Source organism: Pseudoalteromonas sp. SR44-8 (genome assembly GCF_014163635.1).
Taxonomy (GTDB): Bacteria; Pseudomonadota; Gammaproteobacteria; order Enterobacterales; family Alteromonadaceae; genus Pseudoalteromonas; species Pseudoalteromonas rhizosphaerae.
On the sequence record NZ_JACJDS010000047.1, the window covers coordinates 1 to 19,798 of the forward strand.

At 40.9% G+C, this 19,798-nt stretch carries 13 protein-coding genes; 5 read left to right on the forward strand and 8 right to left on the reverse strand.

The features are described from left to right. Positions 1 to 133 precede the first annotated feature (133 nt). Positions 134 to 2,284: a TonB-dependent receptor gene (locus H5183_RS18895; RefSeq protein WP_182732432.1), complete on the reverse strand. Its 2,151-nt coding sequence runs from the start codon at positions 2,282 to 2,284 to the stop codon at positions 134 to 136. A gap of 446 nt (positions 2,285 to 2,730) precedes the next feature. On the opposite strand from H5183_RS18895, the gene H5183_RS18900 reads away from it, so the two are divergent. Next, entirely contained in the window at positions 2,731 to 3,933 is a 1,203-nt protein-coding gene (locus H5183_RS18900; protein ID WP_145237506.1) for an MFS transporter, read from the forward strand. Positions 3,934 to 3,977: 44 nt separating this feature from the next. Here H5183_RS18900 and H5183_RS18905 read toward each other — a convergent pair whose 3' ends face one another. Then, positions 3,978 to 4,175 carry a helix-turn-helix transcriptional regulator gene (locus H5183_RS18905; RefSeq protein WP_145237509.1) on the reverse strand — a complete coding sequence of 66 codons (198 nt, stop codon included), beginning with the start codon at positions 4,173 to 4,175 and terminating at the stop codon, positions 3,978 to 3,980. Beyond that, on the reverse strand, positions 4,172 to 4,606 hold the full coding sequence (locus H5183_RS18910; protein WP_145237512.1) for a hypothetical protein: 435 nt from the start codon (positions 4,604 to 4,606) through the stop codon (positions 4,172 to 4,174). The genes H5183_RS18905 and H5183_RS18910 overlap by 4 nt, the downstream gene beginning before the upstream one ends. A gap of 230 nt (positions 4,607 to 4,836) precedes the next feature. Between H5183_RS18910 and H5183_RS18915 the strand changes: the two genes are divergently transcribed. The 4 genes from H5183_RS18915 (at position 4,837) to H5183_RS18930 (ending at position 12,416) form a co-directional block, all read left to right on the forward strand. Then, entirely contained in the window at positions 4,837 to 8,085 is a 3,249-nt protein-coding gene (locus H5183_RS18915; RefSeq protein WP_182732433.1) for a transcriptional regulator, read from the forward strand. Positions 8,086 to 8,104: 19 nt separating this feature from the next. Then, positions 8,105 to 8,500: a DP-EP family protein gene (locus tag H5183_RS18920; protein ID WP_182732434.1), complete on the forward strand. Its 396-nt coding sequence runs from the start codon at positions 8,105 to 8,107 to the stop codon at positions 8,498 to 8,500. 225 nt (positions 8,501 to 8,725) lie between these two features. After that, the gene (locus tag H5183_RS18925; RefSeq protein WP_310736590.1) at positions 8,726 to 9,661 is read left to right on the forward strand and encodes a sensor domain-containing diguanylate cyclase; all 936 of its coding nucleotides are present in this window, start codon (positions 8,726 to 8,728) and stop codon (positions 9,659 to 9,661) included. 232 nt (positions 9,662 to 9,893) lie between these two features. Then, complete coding sequence (locus tag H5183_RS18930) at positions 9,894 to 12,416, forward strand: TonB-dependent siderophore receptor (RefSeq protein ID WP_182732436.1); 2,523 nt, start codon at positions 9,894 to 9,896, stop codon at positions 12,414 to 12,416. 65 nt (positions 12,417 to 12,481) lie between these two features. Here H5183_RS18930 and H5183_RS18935 read toward each other — a convergent pair whose 3' ends face one another. From H5183_RS18935 to H5183_RS18955, 5 genes are all read right to left on the reverse strand, one after another. Further along, entirely contained in the window at positions 12,482 to 13,399 is a 918-nt protein-coding gene (locus H5183_RS18935; protein ID WP_182732437.1) for a tetratricopeptide repeat protein, read from the reverse strand. A gap of 239 nt (positions 13,400 to 13,638) precedes the next feature. After that, positions 13,639 to 13,776, reverse strand: coding sequence for a hypothetical protein (locus H5183_RS18940; protein WP_182732438.1), 138 nt, complete (start codon positions 13,774 to 13,776; stop codon positions 13,639 to 13,641). A gap of 173 nt (positions 13,777 to 13,949) precedes the next feature. Continuing rightward, positions 13,950 to 15,302: a magnesium transporter gene (locus tag H5183_RS18945; RefSeq protein WP_182732439.1), complete on the reverse strand. Its 1,353-nt coding sequence runs from the start codon at positions 15,300 to 15,302 to the stop codon at positions 13,950 to 13,952. A 114-nt stretch (positions 15,303 to 15,416) separates the two neighbouring features. Then, entirely contained in the window at positions 15,417 to 18,500 is a 3,084-nt protein-coding gene (locus H5183_RS18950; protein WP_182732440.1) for an efflux RND transporter permease subunit, read from the reverse strand. Beyond that, positions 18,497 to 19,798, reverse strand: a complete 1,302-nt coding sequence (locus tag H5183_RS18955) for an efflux RND transporter periplasmic adaptor subunit (protein ID WP_145237533.1) — start codon at positions 19,796 to 19,798, stop codon at positions 18,497 to 18,499. The genes H5183_RS18950 and H5183_RS18955 overlap by 4 nt, the downstream gene beginning before the upstream one ends.

Genomic DNA, 19,798 nt, shown 5'->3' on the forward strand with positions numbered 1-19,798 from the left:
TCAGCTAAAAGCAGAAACAAGCTTTAATAAAGGCATGCCCGCAAAACAGAAAAAAGCTATGCGCAGTACAGATTACCTTGAAAAGGTATTGAAATCATAGACTTTTTTCATGCTCTTGCCCTGGGTAATTTACTTAAAATGCGTAGCTGATACCGGCATTAACCGAGCGACCTTGTCCTGCTAATTGGCTGAAGCCTTGGCTCATATCTGTTTTAAAATCAGCAATACTGACTCCGCCTAACGGCTGTTGATAATACTGATCAAGTAAATTAGTAATTGCTAACTTAACTGTTAGCTTATCCCATCTCGCCTTGGTTGCTAAATTCACTAAGCTATAGTTGGCTGATAGATTTTCAATACGACGCGGATCTACACGCGTTTTACTATCTACCCACTGCCAGCTTAATGAGTTTTGCCATTTACCGAGTTGTTGCTCAAGGGCTATTTTGCTGTGCAGTGGCATTATTTGATATAACGGCTCATCACTGTCATCACGCTCGCCATGGGTGCTAGTAAGCGCGGCGGTTAAATCCCATGTGCCTGCATTTTTACTATCAACAACACGGATAATACCTTCAAGCTTAGTGCCATAAAGTGTGGCGTCTAAATTGGTAAATTGCAGGGTATTACGCTCAGTTAATACCTTATCTGTGCGGTTAGTACTGCCAACAACAGTAACATCAATATAATCATTTACTTGGGTATACCAAGCGTTAGCTGTTATTTGCCACTGTCCATCTTTTGCCGATTTAGTGTAACTGGTGCTGATGGTATGCGCGGTTTCGGCTACTAAGTCTGGGTTACCAATATAACCATTACCATCACCAAACCAACCAATCATACTGGTCGACATTGTGCTGACACCCCAGCTATAACGTTCATATAAATTAGGCGCACGATTTTTACGTGCTAAGCCAAATTGTAGTTCATCTTCATTAGTAATTTGGTAGCGTAATAATAGGCTGGCATCCACAAGCGTGTCACTACGCGCGCGATCCATGGCATTAAACTCTTTTGCAGCATCTTTATTTGGATCTGCCATATTCATTGCTGGCATACTTCCCATACCTGACATTCCATTCATGCCATCACCCATGTCTGAATATGGCTGCACTTCACCGGTATCCGTTTGCACATATTCAATACGCGTACCAGCAGAGACCCACCACTTGTTATTTAGCTGCTTTTGCAGCTCAGCAAAACCGGTGTAGCGGTCGCGTTCACCGTCATTAATATTTACATAGTCGTTAGGCCCCATCATCATTGAGCCTTCAATCGCAGGCCACCAATCATCAATACGGTAACCATAGTATTCTTGGCCGAGCAGTAATACAGTGTCAGCATCAAAGTCTAAACGCCAATTAAGTTGATAACTGATATCTTGCGCGTCGGTATTCATCGGCATCATGCCGGTTTTTTCAGCGCTGAAAAAACCCATTTCGTGCTTTATATCATTAAAGTTTATTTGCGCTCGAAACTCACCACTTTCAAGCTGGCGTTTATACTGAGTGACTATGCCATAACTGGTGTTATCCGTCATATCCATATATTGATTAGCAAAGCCCTGAAAGGGTATTTTTTGATGCGTTAATTTAACCACTAGCTGTTGTTTTTCATCTCGCAGCGCTGCAGTTAATACATGATTTTGCACACGATATAGAGTATCTAATACTAAATCACCATTACCATCGTCATAACTATCAGCGTCTTCAAAGGCACCTTGATAATTTAAACTCAAGCTGCCACTGGCAAGTCGTGCGCCAACACCTACCGCTTGCGCATTATTTACACTGCGATACTGCGCCGACACATAACCTGAATGCCACGCTAACGTATCACTCTCACCATATTGCGCAGCAATGGTGTTTACTACAATAACGCCGGCAATGTTATCGCCACCAGCGCTTACTGGCGAAATACCTGCAATCACTTGATAAGACGATAGCTGATTAGCCGAAATATAAGATAATGGTGGGTTCATCTGATTGCCACAGGCCGCAGTAATATCTGCGCCATCGACCAGTACTTTAACTCTATCGCCCATCATGCCATTTAATATAGGTAAACTAGAAACGCCACCTGCCGCAGAGAAATCCACCCCCAACTCAGTTAAAAGCTGTTCTGCAGAACCTAAATTTGCATGGCTGTTAACGTTTTGGCCTTGTACCTCAATCACTTCAATTGAATCATCAGCAAGAACGTAAGGAGAAACTAAACTCGCTATGCAAAGTGCTAACGGAGAAAGTGCATAACGTGAATTGATAAGTGGATTGTGGTTGCTCATTTTATTCTTTAATTACAGCAGGTTTAAGATAAGCAAAGTATATAACTTGACGACAACACTGAACACGCGACAAATTGTCGCACCCCAAGCTCTGACTCGATGTTTATTGTTCTTATTTTAAACACGCTAATAACTTTTAAAAGGCTGTTAGAACACTAAAAACATAAAATAGCCACAACCACTGAAAATTTATTTTTCATCAGCATGCCGCTTAATAACCAAGGTGAATATATCAAGTCATTGAAAATTAGAACGTTCCTATTCAGCCAAAAACACTGCAATCTAAAATCGTATTTTCTGCTCTAAATACACTGTTTTTAGTGCAGACGCTGACTTATTTTTATCATACAATCGCGGTTTAATTGGTTCTTCAAAATTGCAGTTTCCTGCTTTTTATTAAATAAATCATTCATATTTTGTCGTCAGTCTTTTTACAAGGGTTATCTATGTCACCTGAACCTAGCGTCGTGAACAATACGCTAAGCACTACCGCTATTTTGTTAGTACTTGCACTGGGTACTTTTATTTTAGGATTATCGGAATTTTCGATGATGCCAATGCTGCCATTGTTCAGCGAAACATTTGCCTCAACACCAGCACAAAGCGGTTATACCATTAGCGCCTATGCGATTGGCGTAGTGATCGGTGCACCGTTTTTTATGATCACCACAGCAAATATGCGCAAGCGTAATGCCTTGCTATTATTTGTGTCGATGATGTTTATATTTAACGGCTTAAGCGCATTTGCTAATTCGTTAGAGCAGCTTATATTATTTCGCTTTTTAAGTGGTTTACCCCACGGAGCTTATTTTGCTGTTGCCATTTTATTAGCCGCAGATATAGCACCTGCCAATAAACGCGCCAGCTTTATGTCTAAAGTATTTATGGGCCTTACCATAGCAACGATTGTTGGCGTGCCTATGGTTACTTTAGTCGGTCAAAATTTTAGTTGGCGTTATTGTTTAGCGGGCACCGCAGTGCTGGCACTTGTTGCGTTAATTCTAATTGTAAAGTTCATACCAAACACAAAAAATTCAGCCCCTTCGTCGTTATTAAGCGAGTTGAGCGTACTGAAAAATAAGCTGGTTTGGTCAATTTTAGGGATCATTATTGTTGGCTTTGGCGGGGTGTTTTGCATTTATACTTATATTGCCGATACAATTTTAGTGGTCACCCACACACCAGCCTACACTATATCAATTGCGATGGTTATGTTCGGTATTGGTTGTACGCTGGGCAACTATATTTTAGGTAAGGCAGCGGATCATTCGCCCCTTAAAACCACCGGTATAGCACTTGTTGGCGCAATCATTTTTGCTACAACTTATGTAATGGCAAGCCATAACATTTGGTTACTTTATGCGGTTATATTTTTTATTGGTTTTAGTGTCGGACTTGGCACAGTTATTCAAACTATGTTGATGGATGTATCTCCGCATGGGCACGCAATGATTGGCGCACTTGTACAATGCGCATTCAATACTGCAAATGCAATTGGTCCTTGGGTTGGCGGCTTAGCAATTGCACAAGGCGCGCAACCTAATCAAACCGGCTATGTCGCCGCAGTGTTATTTGCTGGTGGATTTATTATGTGGTTACTGAGTGCATTGCAAATGGGTAAACAAAAACCGCAACTAGTTGCCCCATAAACAGCACTGCACTCTGCGTACTTTAAGCACGCAGAGTGTAGAATTTATACCTCTTCATCTTGAAAGATATCTTCAATTTTTAATTTAAATAAACGAGCTGCTTTAAACGCTAATGGTAAACTAGGATCGAACTTGCCTTTTTCGATAGCATTCACCGTTTGCCTTGATACATCAAGTAGCTCTGCTAATTTTGCCTGAGTAAGGTCATGCTCCGCGCGCAATACTTTAAGGCGGTTTTTCATTCTTCGTCCTCAGCGCCAAGTTGTTTATTCATCACTACGACAGACACTAAATAAGTTATCCCCATAAACATCACTAAATGGGAAATCCCTTGTCGAAACGAAATTACCCCGCTCGTTTGTAATACCGAGTATGCTAAACCAAATACTAAACTCCCTCCTAAGGTAATCGCCATCGCATTTAAATGTAACCGTTGCTGCAATTCATCTAAACCAGCTAAATGGCGTTTATTTGCCATAATCATCATAATACCTGCGAAAACATTGACCATAATTGCCACTATACTAAGTAGCGTGTTCTGCTCGCCCCACAGCAACAATGGCCCGAATGACGCAAGCGCCAAAGTTAAAACCCACGCCAGAGTCCACTTTGCTAAATAAACTGTGTTTAGTTTGTTACGTTGTTTGAATGTTAATCCTGTTTGTTGTTTCATGTTCTCACCTTTTTAGTCAAGTAAACTTGACTAAGTATTATTGAAGAATACATTTAAGTCAAGCAAGCTTTACATAAAGTAATGTAGATTAGACATAACCTGTACTATAACTGTTTAATTAAGATTCTTAACGTTTGACTCAGAATATTGTATTAACTTATTGCTTGCAGTAGGATAAAAAAACCTGTTGAAGTAACCTCAATTTTAACAATAACAATGATGAGCCCTGCATGAGTAAATCCGTTTTCTTTGTCGGCGAATGGCAAGTAACAGCTACCACCAATAGTTTAATACGAGGCGCGCAAATCAAACAACTTGAGCCCAAAGCGATGGATGTTTTATTGTTATTATGCGAAAAACAAGGAGAGTTAGTTAGCAGTGAAGAGATCCTTAACCACTGTTGGCGCACAGTTGCAGTGGGCGATAATCCCCTGCATAAAGTCATCACGCAATTGCGTAAAGCATTTGACGATAAAGCCAGTGATCCGCAATACATAGAGACAATCCGCAAGCGCGGCTATCGCGTTATCGCCAAAATAGAGCTCCCTCTTGATGATGAGCAAAAAGCCAGCCATAGTAAGTGGCAAGGTGATTCGCCATTTGTTGGGTTAAGCGCGTTCACCCCCAATGAAGCCGCGGTGTTTTTTGGCCGCAGCAAGCAAATAAACACACTATTACAGCGGGTATCTGCGCAAATTAATTATGGCCGCGCATTTTGCTTATTGCTCGGCTCAAGTGGCTCAGGTAAGTCATCACTGGTCAATGCAGGTGTATTACCAGCACTAATGAGTGAAGCAGGCTTTGATGGCTTTCGAATTGAGTCATACTGCTTGCTCGACTTTGCAGACGTAAGTAAAGGTCGGCTATTTCTCGATCTAGCCTCTACTTTACTTGATTTAGAAATCAACGATGCGCCAGTTTTAACAAATATCAGTGCCGACTCCCTCAGTGAGTTATTACTCTCAACGCCTGAGCAAGTTATTGAGCGTTGCCAAATGGCTTTAAAGCAAGGGCAAACAACCCATATAAAACCGTATTTATTTTTATTTATCGACCGCCTTGAAGTATTGCTGTCGTCGCCAGTATTTAGCGAGCAAGAGCGCAGCCAGTTTTTAACAATTATAGAGTTACTGGCCACCAGTAACTGCATGATTATATTTAGCGCCTGTCGAAATGACTTTTACCCCCAAGTGGTTAATCAACCCAGTTTAATGGCTGGTAAAGCCAATGGCGCGCATTTTGACTTGCTACCGCCAACGCGTTCTGAATTAAAACAGATGATCCGCCTGCCAGCTTTAGCCGCAGGGCTTAGTTGGCAGCTTGACCCTGAGCACCAAACACCACTGGATGAAATGCTCTGTAACGACACCGCCAATAACCCCGACGCCCTGCCAATGCTGCAATACACTTTGCAACAACTGTACTTACAGCGCAGCGAAAACGATGAGCTATTAGTCTCTGAATACCAAGCATTGGGCGGTATTGAAGGCGCGATTGGCCAAAAAGCTGAGCACGTTTTTACACAACTGCCCAAGCAACAACAAGCCCAGCTGAGCTTGGTATTATCAAAACTAATTACCCTGCACGCTGATGGCGAAACCCTCACCAGCCGCGCAGCCCGTTGGGATGAACTCACCACCCCTGCACAAACACAACTTGCACAAGCGATGGTCGATAGCCGCTTATTTGTGTCGCACCTTAAAAACGAGCAAGCCTGTTTTAGTTTGGCACACGAAGCACTACTACGTCAGTGGCAACGCGCCATAGACTGGATAAACCAACACCAACAAAGCTTAGCCATTAAAAGTCGCTTACAAATCGCCACCGAGCGTTGGTTAAACGAGCAAAAACATGCCGACTTTTTATTAGCGCAGGGCAAGCCGTTACAAGAAGCACAAAGCCTTATAAATAACCCGATGTTTAGCCTCAGTGTTGCTGAACTGAGTTTAATTAAAGCATCAAACCGCAGGGCAAAACGTAAAAAAAGAGTGTTACAAGCCACCGCGGTTGCACTTATTTTACTCAGTTTTATAGCCACCTTTATGAGCGTACGCAGCTACCACGCCGAGCAAATCGCGCAGCAAAAACGCTTAGAAGCCGAAAGCCTACTTGGTTTTATGGTGGGTGAATTTGCCGATAAACTGCGTAGCGTTAAACGTATGGATTTGCTCGATGGTATTAGCAATAAAGCGCTGGAGTATTTTACTAATCAAGCTGATGAGGACAACTCTCTCTTTCGCTTTACAGACCAAAAAACCGAATTTAACAACCGCTTTCAATATGCACAAACCCTTGAGGCAATGGGAGAAGTGGCCTATTCTCGCGGCAAAACCAATGAGGCCTATACCGCGTTTGAAAACGCCCGCACTCGCCTTGAGGCACTTTTAAAAATACAGCCAAACAATTTAGAGCTGCTAACGCTTGCAGGCGCCAATGCCTTTTGGTTAGGCCAGCTAAGTTATGATAAAAATGATTACGCTTCCACTGAGCCAATGTTTAAAAAATACCAAGCCTATAGTGAAACAATGTACTCACTAGCACCTAATGATTTTAATGCGATTATGGAGCTGTCATATTCTCATAACTCATTGGGTTCTTTGTATTTAAAACAATTTAACTACACTGCTGCAAAGCAAAACTTTACACAGTCGCTTGCTTTAAAAAACAAAGCCCTTGAGCTGAAACCCAACAACAAAAACTTATTGCGTGATAAAGCAGATACAATTAGCTGGCTCGCCAGTACTGAAGAGAAATTAGGTAACTTTAATGAAGCATTGGCTATGCTTAATAGCGCCGCTAACGAGCTAGGCACTCTATTGTTACAGTACCCAGGTGATGCCAGTTTGCACAGTGCTCTTGCCTATCAATATATACAGCAAAGCTATTTATTACGTTACTTTACTGATAAAAGCGCAGCATATGCTAAAGCAAAGCTTGCGACTGATTCCATCAACCAAGCTCGTATACAAGACCCTGATAACAACGAATTTCAACGGTATTACTATCGGTTTTTAGCTTTGCAGTTAATGCTATCTGATGATAAAAAAGTCAATAGTCAAGTGAACGACATCATAAAATTTGTTAACCAAGAGAGTTTTAGTAATACGCAAATAATTAATACCCAAATCAATTTGGTTGAGTATTTTTCACAAGGAGGCTTTGAGATAAAAGCTCAAGCACTTTTAACAGAGCTTGAGCAAAGTGACGATTATAAAAAACAAATAAATCGACTTAATGAAAATAATTCTGGGTCAATTTTCGCAACATTAAATTTAATTCATGCAAAACTAACCTCAAATAAAGAAGAAAGAAAAATATATTGTAAAAACGCACTCAGTGCTTTGGAAGATAAAAAAACTAAAAGTATATATCATACCTTCCCTCTTATTCAAGCGCATATTTGCTTAAATAAAGAAGCCGAGATTACAGAATTAAAAAACAGCCTAATTAATTTGGGCATCAGTAACTTTGAACTATAACAATCGAAAAGGAAAAAACATGCTTCCAACCTTAACGCCATTTATATTTAACGTAGACATTACTATAAACGACAATAACGAAGCGATAATAACTTACTATGAAAATGACAAGGTAGTTAGCGGTGGTGGCAGCGTTGTAGATGCCAACTCAATTGGCCTTTATATCATTAGAGACAACAAGGCCAATGATGGCATCACATTTGTTGATGTTGAGTTCTCTGAAGTTGAAGGCTCTGAAGAGCCTTGCGCTAAAGAAGACTTTGCCGGCGCGCTAATAAAAGGCGGTAAAGCGATTTGTGTATTTGATTCAAACCAAAATACCGGCCTTACTTGCATGCGTTTTGTGGTAGAACGCGATGGTAAAACTTACAAGAGCCCAGACCCGCAGATTGAAAATAAAAATAAACCTGATTGAAACTGGTAATAATGCTTGCACAGGTTAGTTAAAACCTGTGCAAATTAAAAACAAAACAATAAAAATCAACACCTTAAAACCAGAAGATTACCAGAAGGTTTATTTGCACTTTTTTAAGTAAATTTATAGACACCAAAAACGTATAGCAAAGCGTAGGGATCAAACGTGTCTAAGCAAACAAATACTAACAACCATACACTTAATGCAAATAAGCAATCAGCTGCTATTGGCAAAACCCTTTCTGCCTGTCTTTCTCACTTACAGTTTGGTGCCTTGATTGAACTGTTTAATGGTACCAGTGAAGGCATTTTTGTTATCGATGAACAAGGCACGTTTGAGTTTGTTAACCCGATGGCGGCACAACTTTTAGGTGACTCTCAGCAGTCATTGATTGGGCAAAGCTTGCTACAATTTTTACACGAAACAGATCGTGACAAATACATGTATACGCTATTAAACTGGCTTGATATAAAAGACACTCGCCTTAACTTTGGCCCAAATGAAGTTAAAATAAATAAACTCGATGGCAGTATAATCGAAGCTGATTTATCTATTTCTAACATGCCACAAAGCATTGCCTGTGCACAAAAGCTATACGTTTGTATATTACATGATTTAAGCGCGCATAAAGCGATATTTAATCGATTAAAAATACAAGCCTCGACTGATCACTTAACCGGCCTTGCTAACCGTTTTACGCTTGATGAGTCATTAAATAAATTTTGGGCAGAGAGTATTCAAAGCCATCAGCCTTTAAGCACAATACTGATTGATGTTGATTATTTTAAAAAGTTTAATGACAACTACGGCCATATAAAAGGCGATAAATGTTTGCAAAAAATTGCCAAAGTGATTTTGCAATGTATACCGTCAAGAGATTGTTTAGCCGCTCGTTATGGCGGTGAAGAATTTGCGGTTGTATTACCGCGTTGTAACCGCGATAGTGCCACTGTTGTTGCCAGACATATACAACAACAGATTAATGCGATGTCATTTACTGACATTGGCCTACCGCCAGAAGTTAAAGTAAGTGTGAGCCAAGGGATTGCCTGCGAATTTGATAACCAATACCGCACCTGCGAAGCGCTAATATGTGCCGCTGATACGGCTTTATATAGAGCAAAATCTGACGGCAGAAATAAAATTAGTATTAGTGCTTAATACGCTATAACGGTAAATAATTTGTCTATCAGTTACAGCTCGCTATTACTTTTTGCAGATAGAACCGCAAACTGCAACTTGTAAATAAAACACACTAACAGTTACATAAGACGCAAAATATTAACAATTAAGGTACATTGCTACTATGGTATTCTGATCTATTCTTTGTTGAGTAAACATTTTATTAGTAAAATGTTGTTGGTTAAAATCAACATACTCAAGGGATTACTATATGGCTAACTTAAAAAAACTGCCCCTACATTTAGCAATATGCAGTACATTTGCTTTTCAAGTAAGTGCCATTGCAGCAGAGCAACCAACTAGCGAAAACGAAGTAAAAGATATTGAAGTTATTTCGGTTACCGGCACACGTCGTAGTTTACGCAGCCTGTCGGAAAGTACAGTTCCTGTAGACTTGCTAACCAGTCGTGATCTGGCAACCACAGGCCAGCTTGAAATAAGCCAAGTGCTTGCTGCGCAACTACCCAGCTTTAACTACCCAAGTGCAACCCTCGCTGATGGTACAGACCATGCAAAACCAGCAGTATTACGAGGCCTAGCTCCTGATCACACCTTAGTACTTGTCAATGGTAAACGCCGTCACTCTGGTGCTTTATTAAATTTAGGTGGCACAGTTGGCCGTGGCTCTACGGCTGTTGATTTAAATAATATTCCAACCTCTGCGATTAAACGCGTTGAAGTACTGCGTGATGGTGCAGCTGCGCAATATGGCTCAGATGCCATCGCCGGTGTGATCAATATTGTGCTCAAAGATGCCGATGAAGGCGGTAGTGTAAGCTACACTTATGGTCAATATGATTCGCAAATGGCAGGCTCTGCACAGTTAAAAGAAACAATCATCGACTCGCAAGGTAAGCTTGGTTTTGTTAAAGGTGATGACCGCCGCGTTAACGATGGTATTACCCGAACTGCAAGTGCCAATGCGGGCTTTTCGCTTACCGAGAATGGCTTTATCAATATCTCAATTGAAACCCGTAACAACGAGCCAACTAACCGCTCAGGTATTGATGAGCGAGAACAATATAATCGTGATGAAAACGGCGCGCTTGATCCAAAAGAGCTGACGTTTGACCGTTATAACCACCGCTTTGGTAAAGCCGATGTTGAAGATATCGCGCTATTTTATAATCTTGGCTACGACTTTAGTGATGACTTATCACTTTACTCTTTTGCCAGCTATTCAAATCGTAAAGGTAACTCAGGCGGTTTCTATCGCCGTGCCAAAGACAACCGTAATGTGCCAAGCGTTTATCCTGATGGGTTTTTACCAAACATTGACACTGATGTTGACGACTATTCGTTTGCTATCGGTTTAAATGGGGTTAGTAATGATTGGACATGGGATATCAGCACTAATTATGGTCGCAATGATTTTGCATTAGGTGTTAGCAATAGTATCAATACCTCTATGGGTGCTAACAGTCCGACAGAGTTTGATAATGGCGCATTAGTGTATGAACAATTCCTTGTTAACATGGATGCCAGCAATAGCTTTGACTTAGGCTTGCCTGATGACGTGTTTGTTACCATTGGTACTGAATATCGCCATGAAAACTACCAAATCAAAGCCGGTGAACAAGCTTCGTATTTAACGGTACTTGATGCACAAGGCGTACCTGTTGCCGCCGGTGGTGCACAAGTTTTATCAGGTTTTTCACCCGATAGTGCAACTGATAAAAGCCGCCATAACATTGCCCTATTTGCTGAATTTGATACCTACCTCACTGAAAATTGGAATGCTGTGCTAGCAGGTCGATTTGAAGACTATAGTGATTTTGGCAGTACTTTTACAGCGAAACTTGCCAGCCGCTATAGCATTACTCCTTCATTATCGTTACGTGGTGCTATCAGTAGTGGTTTTAGAGCACCGTCTCTTGCACAAACATCTTATAAATCAGTCAGCACTGTATTTGAAAATGGCGTACCTAGAGAAGTCGGATTATTTCCAAGTAGTGAGGCTGCTGCCAAAGCGCTTGGCGCAAAAGATTTAGACGCTGAAGAGTCTGTCAATATGACCGCTGGTTTTATCTTCACAGAAGGTAATTTTAGCTTCACGCTTGATGCTTATCGTATCGATATTGATGATCGCATTGTGCTTTCTGAAAACTTAGAAGGCCCTGCTGTTGAAGCTATTTTACAACAAGCCGCTGAGCTTAATACCCAAAGTGTGCGCTACTTTACCAACGCTATCGATTCGCGTACTCAAGGGGTTGATATTGTTGCCACCTATTTACTCGGTTTAGCTGATTATGGTGACTTACGCTTAAGTGCCGCTGTAAACTTTAACGATACAGAAGTTACTCATGTGAAAGACAATCCACCAGAACTCGAAGCGTTAGGTGATGGATATCAATACTTTGCACGACGTGAAATTTCTCGATTCGAAAAAGGCACACCAGCAGATAAATGGAACCTGTCTGCAACATGGGATTATGAAAATATACAGGCCACGCTTCGTGCAACTCGCTATGGTGAAGTAGTTGATACCTCAAGTAGTGCTGAGGGCGATGAGCTTCTTAAGGCGAAATGGCTCACTGATATTGAAGTGGCGTATCGCCCAACCGAGCAATGGAAACTTGCTTTAGGTGCTAACAATCTATTTGATCAGTACCCGCAAGATACGGTAAGTAATATTGGTTATAGTGATTTCAACCAAATTTTCACTTACAGCGGGTTCACGCCATATAGTTTAGATGGCCGCTTTGTTTATGCGAATGTAACGTTTAACTTTTAATTAAACAAGTAACTACGGCCCATATAAATATGGGCCGTCTTATCGGGGATGTATAGTTACAATCGCTACAAAGTTAAGGCTGTAGCTAATTGCTTATAGACTATTTTATGGTTACGATTTAAATCACTCTCTTTAACTGTTTTAAACCACTTAGTAGCCTGCTGATTATCTTTTGCTTGCCAGCATATTTCTGCCAACCTTAATGTATGCGCAGCTTTTGCAATATCATCACTACCTTCTACCATATAACTCAACGAATCTACATAGTACTTAATAGCAAGGTCATACTGTCCGAGCAATTGATATGTGCGCGCTAAATTCCCCTGTGCCACAATAATTTTGCCTTGATGCTGGGTTGGTAGTATCCAATCAAGCGCTTTTTTTCTGCTCTCTCTGGCATTTTCTAAATCGCCATAAGCGTGATAAATATTTGCTTTATTAGACTGTAACTCAAAATTAAAAATTGGATCTTTACTCTTGCCAAACTTTCGTTCGGTTTTGAGCAGCATCTGAAAAGCGGATTCCTTATTACCAAAAACATACTGCAAATTAGCTAACTCGAGCATTCGCATTGGATCTGCAAACGCATCGTACATCAACTTTATATCTGTAAATGCCTTATTTGCATAGATTTTTGCACGCTCATCATCGTGATAAAAATGCAAAGCTTTGGCATAGTAAAAATAAGCTTGGACTTTAAATACTTCAGGTAAATCATCTCGTTCTGCGAATGGTTCAACAATGATTTTTAAGGTTTCATAATCATTTTTATCGTAGTAATAATCAAATAAGTAAGACTTGGCTTTATACCACCGAGTTGAATGTAGCTCTGATTGCTCTATACGTTCATTAATATAAACTAAGCAGTCTTTCTCTGGCTGTTGTAAGCAGAATTGTTCGTGATCACTAAAGTGTTCAGACGCATTAGTTAGCGTAGAAAAAATACAGATAAAAATAGCGATTATTAAGTGATTTTTTATCATAAAGTTTAAGCAAACGCTTAATGCTGTAAAGTATATACATAGATTAAAACATATTTGCATAAAATTATTAACAAATATTGTGCGCTAGCAGATCATGGCGTGCTAGGAGTGGAGGTAAAAAACTGGCTTGGCAATTACAAAAGTATTTTATAATTGCCTAAGCATTTGAAAAGTATAATTATAACCTTTACTGATAGTGCAGAATAACTGATCACACAGCAATATTTTCGTATGCTAAATTAAGCTGCTTTTTTCAGCGCTTTTTTAAGCTTACCTATTTTGGATTTTTGTTTTGCGACTTTATCTTTACGAGCGCTGATTTCTTTTTTAATCGATTTTACTTCTTTACTGATTGCTTTAGCTGGTTTCTTTGACATTGAGTATTTCCTTTTTAATTATGTAACTCGCTATTGCGAGAGCTGTACTTTATGATAAAAAAGAACCAGATGATACGCGCCAACCAGTTCTTCACTAAAAGTTCATACAACAGAAATAAAACTGAAATTAATAAAATACCTGTAAAAGCTATCATACTTCCTAAACTAAAATACTAAAGTAGTAATAAACTACCTAACCCTAAGAAAGTGACAAAGCCAACGATATCGGTCACTGTTGTCAAGATTACTGAACCTGACAGTGCGGGATCGATTTTCATTTTATCTAAAATAGAAGGGATCACCACGCCAGACAAAGAGGCTGCAATTAAATTAAGCAAAATAGCCACTGTAATGGTAATACTGAGCATTACATCACTAAACCAAAAATAGGTGAGCACACCAATTACCATAGCCCACACACAGCCATTTACGGCACCTACCCTAAGCTCTTTTTTAAGTAGCGCCTTACGGTTTGAGTCAGTCACCTGACCAAGCGCTAAACCGCGCACGATTACGGTTAACGTTTGGCTCCCTGCTATACCGCCCATTGACGCAACTACCGGCATTAATACTGCCAATGCAACCACTTGCTCAATGGTTGCGCCAAATAAGCCAATAAACCAGGATGCTAAAAATGCGGTTGCTAAATTAATGCCTAACCAAATACCACGGTTCTTCGCACTTTTTCGTACGCTGGCAAATAGATCTTCGTCTTCACGTAAACCACCCGCTTTTGCCGCTGCTTCATCGGTGACCTCTTGGCGTAATTCGTAAGCTGAGGTAACTTTTAATCGCCCCAGTAACTTATTATCGACATTGACAACGGGCATTGCCATTTTTTCACTGTGGATCACCACTTCAGCTGCTTCGTATAAATCATCGTCGGCATGCAGTGAAGTTATATCGTGATCAGCAAAACTTAATAAGGTGTCTGAGTCCTTAGCTTTAAATAACGTGTTAACCGATACCTCACCAATTAGCGTGCCTTTGCGGCTCACTAAATAAATAACCTCGGTATATTGCGGTAAGCCTTTTTGCAGGATTTTTCGTGCGCCACCGACCGTTAGTTTGTCTGAAACCTTAAGTGAATCAAAATCAAGCCAGTGACCAAGTTGCTCTGGCAGATACTGCTGCGCTAATTCATATTGCTTGGTTTGTACTTCATCAAGTTGACGGCGAGCGTATTCAACAAAGCGCTCAGGGATCACTTCTTCAAGTTCAAGTAACTCAGCAACGCTTACTTCATCAAGTAATTTAAAACCGTCATCTTCATCGAGTGTTTGTAATAACCAACGACAGCTATCGGCGCCTAAATTAATGAATATTTCATGCTGAGTGTCTTCATCTAATAACTGCCAAATATCTATACGCTGATCTTTTGGTAAGGCTTCAAATAATAACGATAAATGTTCTGTCGAAAGTATTTCTTTGGCGTCAGCTAACAGCTTATTTTTACGCTCTGTGGTATCACATTGTAAAAGCTCATCAATAAGCTGTGGGAGTTGATCAATCGGGTATTCAATCATGTTGAAGCCTTTGAATTTAACTACTTTGTGTTTAGTTTACCTCAGCTTGAAAAAATAGTTTGAGAAATTTTCGTAACAATACCCACAGCTCAAAAAGCTGCGGGTATTTATTATTTACTTAAACCAGCTTTGTGCTCGCTCCATCAGCAAGTAATTAACTGGTACTAGCAACAAGGTAATAAAGGTCGCAAAAATAATCCCAAAGCCTAAACTTACAGCCATTGGGATTAAAAATTGCGCTTGAGTGGCTTTTTCAAACAACAACGGCATTAAGCCTATAAAGGTGGTTAAACTGGTTAACATTACAGGGCGAAAACGTGACGCGCCAGCCAGTTTTACCGCTTCCAGTAATTCGCCGCCTTCACTGCGTTTTTTATTTATAAAATCAACTAATACTAGCGAGTCATTAACCACTACACCGATCAGAGCCAACATCCCAAGTAGGCTCATAATGGTTAATTCCATTCCCATAATCCAGTGTCCTACCACGGCGCCTATCATACCAAACGGGATCACACTCATGACGATCAGCGGCTGTAAGTAAGATTTAAACGGAATAGCTAATAACGCATAGATAATGAAAAATACAAATACCAACGCCCAAGCAAGCGAGCCGAACGATTCACGTTGTTCTTTCGCCTCACCTTCAAGAGAGTGACTAACGCCAGGATATTGCTGCACCAACTCATCAAGGTAAATTTTTAAATCGGCTTGCAGCACTGTCATATTGGTGTTTTCTTTTTCGATATCTGCCGTAACATTCAGAGTCCGATAGCGGTCGATACGATTAATCGTTGAAGGACTTTGCCCAGGCACTAGTTTAGCTACATGTGATAACGGTACTGTGCCACCGGTTGGGGTGTTAATAAGGATATCTTTTAAGTCAGCCACCGAGCGACGTTCATCAAGAGGTAAACGCACCATAACTCTGACGTCATCACGACCACGTTGAATACGCTGTGCTTGAGCACCAAAAAACGAGTTACGTACTTGCTGTGATACATCAACCCGATTTAAACCCAGTGCTAAGCCTTGCTCTGTTAGCTCAATTTGCAGCTCTTCTTTACCATCAGACATGCTATCAGCAATATCAAATACTGTTGGGTAAGTCGCCAAACGCGCTTTGACCTGCTCAGCCACTTCTTGCAAGGTTGATAGCGAGGTTGCTGTAAGCTGGACATCAATTGGATCTGAACTGCGACCGATTTCAGCCCTAAAAGTTAAGCTTTCAGCGCCAGGGATCACACCTATTAAATCGCGCCATTCACTTGCAAGCTCCCGCGAGCCTATATTAGAGTCACGTTTTTCAGCAGGGGTGATTTCAAAGCGTACACTCCCTGAGTTTGATGCACCACCACGACCACCCGTGGTGGCTAAAATGTTTAAAATAACACTTTCGCCTGTATTTTCATCACGGTACTTATCTTGTAATTGACGTGCTTTATCCGACATATCAATCACGTATTTATTAGTCACTTCAAATGGAGTACCTGTCGGTAATGTTAAGCTAACACGCACCGTTTCGCTCGGAATACGAGGGAAGAAAATAAACTTAGTCCACCCACTAGTAACCATAGTTAAAATAATTAAAAAGATCCCCACAAACAAGCTTACCGTGGCTAGCTTATGGCGTAAGGCCAAGTTTAATAACGGTTGATAATACTTTAAAATTGCATGCTCAAAACCATCAGCAAAACGCTGTTGAAATTTATCAAACTTAGATGGTTCGCCTTTTTGATGGCGTAACTTTATATATTTTAGGTGCGCAGGTAATACAAATTTAGATTCAATCAGTGAGAATAATAATACCGGGATCACAACTACAGGGATCTGTGCAAACAGAGCGCCACGACTACCTTCTATAAATGCTAACGGTAAAAATGCCGCAACCGTGGTTAAAACACCAAAAGTCACAGGGGTAGCAACTTCTTGGGTGCCACGAATAGCTGCCTGCTCGCCAGATTCAGCGGTTTTTAAATGGGTATAAACGTTCTCACCGGTAACGATTGCATCATCAACCACAATCCCTAGCACTAAGATGAAGCCAAACAAGCTCATAATATTTAGCGTTACCCCAAACAATGGCATGGCTAAAAATGCGCCCATAAATGATACTGGAATACCAATAAATACCCAAAAAGCGATGGCGGGACGTAAAAATAGCGTCAATAACGCCAGTACCAAAATACCACCTTGTAAAGCATTGGTGGTGAGTGTGGCAATACGACTTTTAACCAGCTCTGAATCATCATCCCAGTAACTTAAATCAAACCCTTGTGGTAATTTACTTTGCTGGCCTTCAATATATTCTTTTACTTCATCGGCTACTGTTATGGCACTTTGTGGACCAATACGATATACATCGATAAAGGCCGCTTGCTTACCATTAAACCGAGTCCGCACTGGGGTTTCTTCAAAGTCATCGCGGATAGTAGCAATATCACCTAGACGAATAATAGTACCATCTCTTTGATTTTTAACTGCAATGCGAGCAAACTCGTCTTTGCGATATGCTTGCCCTTTAGAGCGAATAAGTACATCTCCCCCTTGGGTTTTTAAATTCCCCGCTGAAATATCAGTACTTGAGTTTGATATCGCCCGTGAAATATCACTTAAGCTCAAACTGTATTGACGCAATGTATCTTGGCTTACTTCAATTGCTAATTCGTAATCACGCACACCACTGAGTTCAACTTGAGTAACACTGGGTAAGCGCAGTAATTGGTCGCGCACTTGCTCTGCATATTCACGGGTTTCTTTTTCACCGTAGTCACTGGCAACGGTAACCGCAATAACCTCACGTTTACGCTCAGCTAAGGCAACAACTGGCTTTTCAGCATCTGCTGGGAAGGTATTAATTGCATCGACTCGGCTTTTTATATCGGCCAATAACTCTCGAGGATCGTAACCGCTGTCGACCTCAATACTCACTGACGCTGACCCCTCAGATGAGCGACTCGATATTTGTTTGATGCCTTCTAAATCTTGTACTGCCTCTTCAATGCGAATGGTCACCCCTTGCTCTACATCTTCAGGAGTTGAGCCTCGCAAGGAAACACTGACGCTAATACGATCGGTTTCAAAAGACGGGAAAACTTCTAAAGGAATTTGCGTGGTAAGGCTAAATAAACCCGCAAAAACAATGCTGATCAGCAATAAATTAGCTGCAACATGGTTTTTAGTAAACCAAGCTATCATGGCTTATCTCCTTGCGAGCGAGCAGCTTTACGCTTTTGCATCAGCTCTTCAACAGTGATCCCTTGTTTTTTAGCCATCGCTGCTAACTGTTCACGTGACGGTCTTTTGCCAGTAGGCTGACTGCCCTCTTTATCAGCTTCACCAATAACTTTAACAGCAGTACCTGAACTAACTTGACCAAGTGGTGTAAGCACTAACTTATCACCCATGTTCAAACCATCGGCAATAATTGCTTGCGTGGCATTTTGCCACGCTAAGCGGATATTTTTACGCTGTAATACACCTTGATCAACAATATATACATAAGTACCTTGGTAAATAGCACTGTTTGGAATAACCAAGACATCAGCGACTAATTTGCCACTGATCTGCGCTTTAATATATTGACCAATCTTAATCGGGTATTGGTTTTGAGCAGTTGCTTTGTAAGGATCATTGATTTGGGCAACAACATAAAGCTGCTGAGCATTTTCATCGATGGCCCCTTCAGTTCTGGCAACTTGTCCTTGCCACTTTTGCATACCAACTAGGTCAGAGCTAAATTCGACAGTTGAGCCATTGGCATTTTTCATACCATCTCGAAATTGCTCTGGCAAATCAATAAAAGGTAAGTCTTTGTTTTTAATTGGCAACCGTATTTCAACACTATCTATGGCGTAAATAGTTGCCAATTGTGTATTGTTACTCACCACTTGACCAAGATCCACACTGCGACTTAATACTCGCCCTGCATAAGGGGCTGTTATCTTTGTGCGCTCTAAGTTTAAATTCGCTTTTTCAAGTTTTGCTTGTGCTGAAAGTACTTGCGCTTGAGCTGCGGCTAGTTGCGGTTCTCGCAGTACTAAATTACTTGCCTGCTCACCATTACCTAAACGCTGCCAATCGATAATAGCCTGACGACTACGTGCTTGTTCTTCTTGAAAGCCTTGCTGCGCAGTGAGTAAATTAGCTTGCGCTTCTTTCACTTCAGCGCGGTGATCTCTGTCATCAAGCTGTAAGAGTACATCGCCTTTTTCAAAAAAGCCCCCCTCTCTAAATTGCTCACTGCTGGCGATGATCTGTCCTGAAGCTTGAGCGACCAAGATACTTTGAGTGCGCGGCTTTACAGTACCAAAACTGTCAACCATCACTTGATACGGCTGTAGCTGTAAAGTTTGCACCGCCACACTTATTTGCGCTTTAGGTGGTGAGCCAAAACGCTTTGCTTCTGGTGGGTTTGAGCTAATAAACATTACTAACAAGGCAGTAGCTGCGATTATAGCCGCAGGGATAATAATTTTGGTTTGTTTAATATTCAT

Excerpts from the sequence above, each read along its gene's own strand:
- H5183_RS18895 (WP_182732432.1), bottom strand. The coding sequence starts at position 2,284 with ATGAGCAACCACAATCCACTTATCAATTCACGTTATGCACTTTCTCCG.
- H5183_RS18900 (WP_145237506.1), top strand. The coding sequence starts at position 2,731 with ATGTCACCTGAACCTAGCGTCGTGAACAATACGCTAAGCACTACCGCT.
- H5183_RS18905 (WP_145237509.1), bottom strand. The coding sequence starts at position 4,175 with ATGAAAAACCGCCTTAAAGTATTGCGCGCGGAGCATGACCTTACTCAG.
- H5183_RS18910 (WP_145237512.1), bottom strand. The coding sequence starts at position 4,606 with ATGAAACAACAAACAGGATTAACATTCAAACAACGTAACAAACTAAAC.
- H5183_RS18915 (WP_182732433.1), top strand. The coding sequence starts at position 4,837 with ATGAGTAAATCCGTTTTCTTTGTCGGCGAATGGCAAGTAACAGCTACC.
- H5183_RS18920 (WP_182732434.1), top strand. The coding sequence starts at position 8,105 with ATGCTTCCAACCTTAACGCCATTTATATTTAACGTAGACATTACTATA.
- H5183_RS18930 (WP_182732436.1), top strand. The coding sequence starts at position 9,894 with ATGGCTAACTTAAAAAAACTGCCCCTACATTTAGCAATATGCAGTACA.
- H5183_RS18935 (WP_182732437.1), bottom strand. The coding sequence starts at position 13,399 with ATGATAAAAAATCACTTAATAATCGCTATTTTTATCTGTATTTTTTCT.
- H5183_RS18940 (WP_182732438.1), bottom strand. The coding sequence starts at position 13,776 with ATGTCAAAGAAACCAGCTAAAGCAATCAGTAAAGAAGTAAAATCGATT.
- H5183_RS18945 (WP_182732439.1), bottom strand. The coding sequence starts at position 15,302 with ATGATTGAATACCCGATTGATCAACTCCCACAGCTTATTGATGAGCTT.
- H5183_RS18950 (WP_182732440.1), bottom strand. The coding sequence starts at position 18,500 with ATGATAGCTTGGTTTACTAAAAACCATGTTGCAGCTAATTTATTGCTG.
- H5183_RS18955 (WP_145237533.1), bottom strand. The coding sequence starts at position 19,798 with ATGAATATTAAACAAACCAAAATTATTATCCCTGCGGCTATAATCGCA.